Origin of the sequence: Carboxydocella sporoproducens DSM 16521 (genome assembly GCF_900167165.1) — a bacterium.
Lineage (GTDB): Bacteria > Bacillota.
In genome coordinates this window covers 25,628-32,140 of sequence record NZ_FUXM01000029.1, presented here as the reverse complement: position 1 = coordinate 32,140, position 6,513 = coordinate 25,628, and the positions used below count along the sequence as shown (strand labels likewise).

At 50.5% G+C, this 6,513-nt stretch carries 5 protein-coding genes; all 5 read left to right on the top strand.

The features are described 5' to 3' along the window. On the top strand, window positions 1-433 hold a 433-nt coding region (locus tag B5D20_RS13920; protein ID WP_159444464.1), incomplete at its 5' end, for a hypothetical protein. Between the two features lie 238 nt (window positions 434-671). Next, window positions 672-2,201: an IPT/TIG domain-containing protein gene (locus B5D20_RS10080; protein ID WP_078666111.1), complete on the top strand. Its 1,530-nt coding sequence runs from the start codon at window positions 672-674 to the stop codon at window positions 2,199-2,201. 70 nt (window positions 2,202-2,271) lie between these two features. Further along, on the top strand, window positions 2,272-4,290 hold the full coding sequence (locus B5D20_RS10075) for an IPT/TIG domain-containing protein (protein ID WP_078666110.1): 2,019 nt from the start codon (window positions 2,272-2,274) through the stop codon (window positions 4,288-4,290). An 80-nt stretch (window positions 4,291-4,370) separates the two neighbouring features. Beyond that, window positions 4,371-5,516 carry a homocitrate synthase gene (gene nifV, locus B5D20_RS10070; protein ID WP_107754149.1) on the top strand — a complete coding sequence of 382 codons (1,146 nt, stop codon included), beginning with the start codon at window positions 4,371-4,373 and terminating at the stop codon, window positions 5,514-5,516. Next, on the top strand, window positions 5,506-6,507 hold the full coding sequence (locus tag B5D20_RS10065) for an isocitrate/isopropylmalate dehydrogenase family protein (protein ID WP_078666108.1): 1,002 nt from the start codon (window positions 5,506-5,508) through the stop codon (window positions 6,505-6,507). Before nifV ends, B5D20_RS10065 begins: the two co-directional genes overlap by 11 nt. Window positions 6,508-6,513: the final 6 nt, after the last annotated feature.

Sequence of the window (6,513 nt, the reverse complement as noted above, 5' to 3'; positions counted from 1 at the left end):
ACCGGCCCAGATCAAAGCCGGACAGGTATTTGCCCTGGTGGTGGAAACGGCCACCACCCCTTATACCTGGGAAGAAACTGTTTATGAACAGCAGCCTGATGGCAGTGTTGTAGAAAAGAAAGTTAGACGAAGTCGGCCCTGTCCGGGAGCAAAATATGTACAGGTCCGCTTTCCTGATGGACAGCAGGTGCTGCTGGAACCGACAAATCCGGCCGGGACACCGGCTAACACCTGGCAGTTGCCTGTTAATCCCCGGTCGAAAAACAGAGCTCGCATCCATTTCACTGATCCCTATTTACCGGATGGACTTTATCCGGTTACCATTATCGCTGCTGGTGCTGGCGATGATGGTAACCTTTCGGCCCGCACGGTGATAAAGGTGGTGATTAAGGGCAGTATACTGGAAGGAATTAAGAGCAGATTGACATATTGAGAGTTAAGGGACAGGTTTCGACAGTATATCGACAACCTGTCCCTTATTATTCGGTATAGGTTGGGAGAGCAAAGGCAATGATGGTGAAAAATGTCGCAAGAAAAAATGTCATCTCATACCAACTTCGACAAAGAAAATCAGCCCCGTAAGGTATAATTCCTTATGGGAAGGAGGTGAATAGAGGGAAGTGATTGATTGCATAAACCGGAGTTTTAAAGTTTTGAAAGGAGGAGCGCGGATGAGAAAAGGGTGGATTCTTTTGCTGATGACCGCATTGCTGCTGGTCATTGGCAGTGGCACGGCCTTGGCTGCGGCCTTTACTATGCCTTATGTGCCGCAGAATGAAGGTTTGTATGATACCACCTGGGAGTTTTTGAGCCGTCCTGATTGTGAACAGTGTCACGGCTCCAACCTGGCCGATCGCCACCATAGTATTGACTTCGTTAAAATCGAAGGTAATTGTTATCGTTGTCACGGGTTTGAAAATGGCACCATCCAGCCGGTGCCCCGGGAATGTACAACCTGTCACACCGAAAGCCCTCACCACAAGACCGTAGATGCGATTGAGGGCCGGTGTACTGCTTGTCACGATCCTAATGTAGTTAGTGACTTTGGTTCCAAACCACTGCCTACTTATGATGCATCCTTAATCACTCCGGCCATTGCTGATTGCCGGAATTGCCATGCTACCAATGCTTCGGCTGATTTACCCAAACCGATCTTCAAGCCTGGCCCGGTAGATGACCCGAGTGAAAATAGTACTCACCATTATGTAGCTAATGCGGGTATAGATTGTGCCAAGTGTCATTTCGGCAATGTCAGCGCCCCCGTGCGGGATTGTGAGCAGTGCCATGATATCGGCACTTTGCACACCATTAAAGGCCACACTGTTGATGAAACTGGTAACATGCTGGTGGAAAGATGTCAGGGGTGCCATTCCAATTTGATTGCCGAAATGGCTCCGCCCCAGCCAGTTGCTGTGCCTACTATCGACAGTTTTGATATTTATGAAGGACCGATACTGGCCAAGGTAACTGTAACCGGTACCAACTTTGGTGAATTTATTAAAGGTTATTCCAAAGTAATGTTTGGAAATGCTGAGGCTCCGATTGACTACTGGACTGATAACCAGGTAGTCTTTACTGTGCCCATGGTTAACTCAGGCAAGTATAATGTGCGTCTGGTAAACATGAAAGGTGAAAGTCCGCAGTATCGGGTCTTTACTGTTTGGGCCCGTCCGCAAATCAATAACATCGCTCCAGCAGATGTAGTGTACAAAGCCGGTGGTGAGGTGACTATCACCGGTAAGAACTTCCTGGTTCCGGCAGTGGACAGTGTCAAGCTGAGCTATGGTGCTACTCAGATACCGGTAGAATTTACGGTAGTGGACAATAACACCATCAAGTTCACTGTACCGACTACCTTGAGTCCTGGTTCCTACAGTGTGAGGGTATCCAGCCCGGCCGGAGAAGCTTCCGGGGCTATAGGTGGTACCAATATATTGAATGTCTGGGGTGTGCCTTATCTGGGTTCGATCAGTCCTACTACCGCTAAAGTCGGTTGGACAATATCCGCTATTGGTTACAATTTTGGGGCGCAACAGGGTGCCAGCCAGATCCTGGTTGACGGGGTGCCTGTACCGGCTACCTTCTGGAGTTCTACAAAAATTCAGTTCAAGGTACCCGCTGGGCTTACAGTAGGATATCACAAAGTAAAAATTAAAACTTTTGGTGGCGTAACCGCAGAAAAGACTTTCAAGGTTTACTAAATATTTCAGCCGCACTTCCTCTGTGAAGTGCGGCTTTTCCCCTTAGCTAGTCAGGAAGGCAGGGATTTAAATGAAAAGAGCAATTTTATTTTTATATACCTTAATTTTATTTCTTCTAACCGGACAAGCCTGGGCCCAAACTACCCAGCAGCTGGGCTTTCCGGATCGTACCTATGGTGCACTCACAGAAATGGACTGCCGCAGTTGTCACGGCAGTACTACGCAGAACCGGCATCATTTGAGCTTGAAAGCACTGGTAGTTACCTGTGATTACTGTCACCAGTCTCAGGAGGGGAAAATAACCGCAGTCAGTGATTGCAAAATCTGCCATGTGAAAGACAGTCACCATCTGACTCAGGAAGCCCAGTTGGGTCAATGCACTGCCTGTCATTACGGGGATGTGGTAGATGACTATGGGTTAGCAACAACAGCAGTCACTGATGCGGATATCAATAAATGCCGGCTGTGTCATACAGAAGGGTTGACTTCTTTACACCATGAGGAGGGATTACAGCAGTGTTCCTGGTGCCACAGCAGCAATTCCGGGGGCATATCAGTAAGTCGCTGTCTTTCCTGCCATCAGTCCAGCAAGCTGCATCTCCTGCACGGTGGGGAATGCAACCAGTGTCATGGTAGTGGCACATCTCTGCCGGACCCGGAATTGCCCCAGCCCCGGCCGGTTTTGGTGCAAATAAGCGCTACCGAAGCCAGTCCTGGAGCAATTCTAAGCCTGAATGGAACCGGTTTTGGTGGTTCAGGCTGGGTACAAATAGGGCCACTAAAGGCAGAACTCTTACAGTGGTCGAATAACTATTTGCAAATCCGCCTGCCTGATCTCAATGCCGGCAATTATCCGGTAACAGTAGTTAACAGCAATGGCAGCAGCAATCAGCTCAATATTACTATCCTTGCGCCTGCGGTAGCAACCCGGCCGGAAATACATGGGATGCCGGATAAAACTTATGAAGAAGTAGGGGAAGAAGAGTGCCGGAACTGTCATGGTACCTCCACTGCGGACCGTCATCATCTGGCGGCAGCAGCTGATCAGCGGGATTGTTCTGCCTGTCATTTGCTGACGGCACCGGGACAGGTAGAAGTGGTAAGGAAGTGCCAGCAGTGTCATGCCAGCAGTCCCCATCACCGGAGAAATGAAGCTTTGAGCGGTCAGTGTACAGCCTGCCACTTGCCGGCACTGGTGCAGGACTGGGATATTAACAGTAATGGGACCATTGTGGAGAATACGGCCATGATACCGGGTTTACGCAGTTGTGAACAATGCCATCCTTATCCCGGGCCAGGGCAAAACCACCATGGTACTGGTCTGGAAAACTGCAACCTTTGCCACGAAATCAAGGATAAATGGGCCATCCGGCGCTGTCAGGCCTGTCATCGGTCAGAATTGTTGCATGGCCAGGTCGGACATAAGCTGGCGGCGGATTGTGGCAAATGCCATGCTGGGGGTCTGGCTTCATCCCTGGCTGAGGCGATTGCACCAAATGCTACACCGGTAGTGCTACAAATAGAACCTGAACAGAGTTACGCTGGCGATACAGTTACAATCAGTGGGGCTGGCTTTGGAACCGGGCCGGGTCAGGTGCAGATTGGCAGCACTCTGGCTGCGGTCACCAGCTGGAATGAGAACAATATCCAGATCACAATTCCGTCCTTGCCCCCTGGGAGTTACCAGCTTACAGTGGTGAAGAACGGCGTAATCAGTAATGCCCGCGGGTTTACGGTACTGGAATGGGCCCAGTTGAGTGGTCAGGTGATGTCAGCCAGCCTTGCGCCCCTGGAAGAGGCGGTGGTTTATGTTGGCACCACCAGATTGCGTACCAATGAGAAAGGTTATTTCAGTCTCGGCAAGCTGGCACCAGGGGTATATAATGTTACGGCCCGCAAGGAAGGGCTAACTGCCCAGCAAGTTGTCAGCCTGGTCGCAGGGGAGAAAAAATCCATTCAGATGATTGCCAGCAAGAAAGGCTGGACATCAGAAAAAGGAACATATTACAGGGGAACAATCGCCAGGAAAAATACTGTATACACCAATGCACACAACGATGTTTCGACAAAATGGACTATAAAAAAATAGGCCAATCCCTTGATATTCTCCTTCGCTACCATTATAATGTTTGATATACAACAGTTTTACTGGCGAGGGAGGGTATGACGGTGGTAAACAGAAAAATTTACATTGTGGATACCACATTGCGGGACGGGGAGCAGACGGCGGGAGTAGTATTTGCTAACAAGGAAAAAGTACGGATTGCCCGCATGCTGGATGAAATCGGAGTGGACCAGATTGAATGCGGGATTCCGGTTATGGGTGGCGATGAAAAAGAAGCGATTAAGGAAATTTGCCGACTGGGTTTGCGCTGCAGTGTTATGGCCTGGAACCGGGCGGTAGTGCGGGATATCCAGGAATCCATTGATTGCGGTGTGGATGCAGTGGCTATTTCCATTTCCACCTCGGATATTCATATCAAATACAAGTTACAGACCTCCCGGGAATGGGTACTGGAAAACATGGTCAAGGCCGTGGAATATGCCAAAAGTCAGGGAGTCTATATTTCTGTTAATGCTGAGGATGCCTCCCGGACGGACATGGACTTCCTGATTCAGTTCGCCAAACTGGCCAAGGAAGCCGGGGCCAACCGCCTGCGTTACTGTGATACTATCGGCATCCTGGATCCTTTTACTACTTACAATAATGTCAAAACTCTGATCGACTCTGTAGGCATTGATGTGGAAATGCATACCCACAATGACTTTGGCATGGCCACAGCCAATGCCCTGGCCGGGGTGAAGGCGGGAGCCAACTACGTGGGCGTAACGGTAAACGGACTGGGCGAAAGAGCCGGTAATGCCGCTCTGGAAGAAGTGGTTATGGCCTTAAAAATCCTCTATGGAATCGATCTTAATTTTAAAACCGAGCGCTTCCGTGAATTATCCGAGTATGTGGCCATGGCTTCCAACCGGGAATTGCCGGCCTGGAAAGCTATTGTCGGTACCAACATGTTTGCCCATGAATCGGGGATTCACGCTGATGGTGCATTGAAAAACCCCCTGACCTATGAAGTCTTTAAGCCAGAAGATGTGGGTCTGGAACGGCAGATTGTGATAGGCAAACACTCCGGTACTGCTGCCATCAAGAAAAAATTTGCCGAATATGGGGTTAACCTGTCAGAGGAAGATGCCGCTGCTATTCTGGAAAAGGTACGGGCCACGGCGGTGGAACTGAAACGGTCCCTGTTTGATAAGGAATTGATCTTCATCTATGAAGAATATCTGGAAAAGAGGGAGCGCGGTGAGTTATAAAGTTGTTTTGTTACCTGGAGACGGGATAGGTCCCGAAGTAACAGCAGCGGCAGTGGAGGTGCTGGAAGCTACCGGGGTGGATTTTGAGTGGATTGAACTGGAGGCAGGGGCGGCAGTACTTGAACGCGAAGGTACCCCCTTGCCCCAGCGAGTTATCAATCAGATTAAGGAAATTGGTCTGGCCTTGAAAGGGCCAATTACTACCCCGGTGGGAACGGGGTTTCGCAGTGTGAATGTAACCTTGAGGCAGGAACTGGACCTTTATGCCAATGTACGCCCGGCCCGGAATCTCCCGGGGGTACCCAGCCGTTATACCGGGGTTGATATTGTCATCTTCCGGGAGAATACCGAGGACCTTTATGCTGGCGTGGAACACCGGGTGGGCAAGGATGCAGCTGAAAGCATTAAAATCATCACCCGGGAAGCCAGTATCCGCATCTGTGAGGCGGCTTTCAGCTTTGCCCGGCGGGAAGGCAGGCGAAAAGTAACGGCAGTGCATAAGGCCAATATCATGAAATTGAGTGATGGGCTCTTTCTGGAATGCGCCCGCCAGGTGGCGGCCCAGTATCCAGAGATTGAATTTGAAGATGTGATTGTGGATGCGGCCTGTATGAAGCTGGTGCAGGCGCCGGAGCAGTTTGATGTAATGGTGATGCCCAACCTTTACGGGGATATCGTTTCTGACCTCTGTGCTGGTCTGGTAGGCGGTCTGGGAGTGGCTCCCGGAGCTAACCTGGGGGTAAAGGCCGCTGTTTTTGAAGCTGTCCATGGCAGTGCGCCTCAGATTGCTGGCCAGAACCTGGCTAATCCCCTGGCTTTGATTTTAAGTGGCGCCATGCTGCTGGGCCATCTTGGCGAAGTGGAAGCTGCCCAGAGCGTGAGAACAGCAGTAGCCCGGGTCCTGCAGGAGGGCATTAAAACCCCGGATCTGGGCGGGCGAGCCGGAACCAGAGAAGTGGGCCGTGCCATTGCGGAAGCTTTAAAAAAGTAGACTATT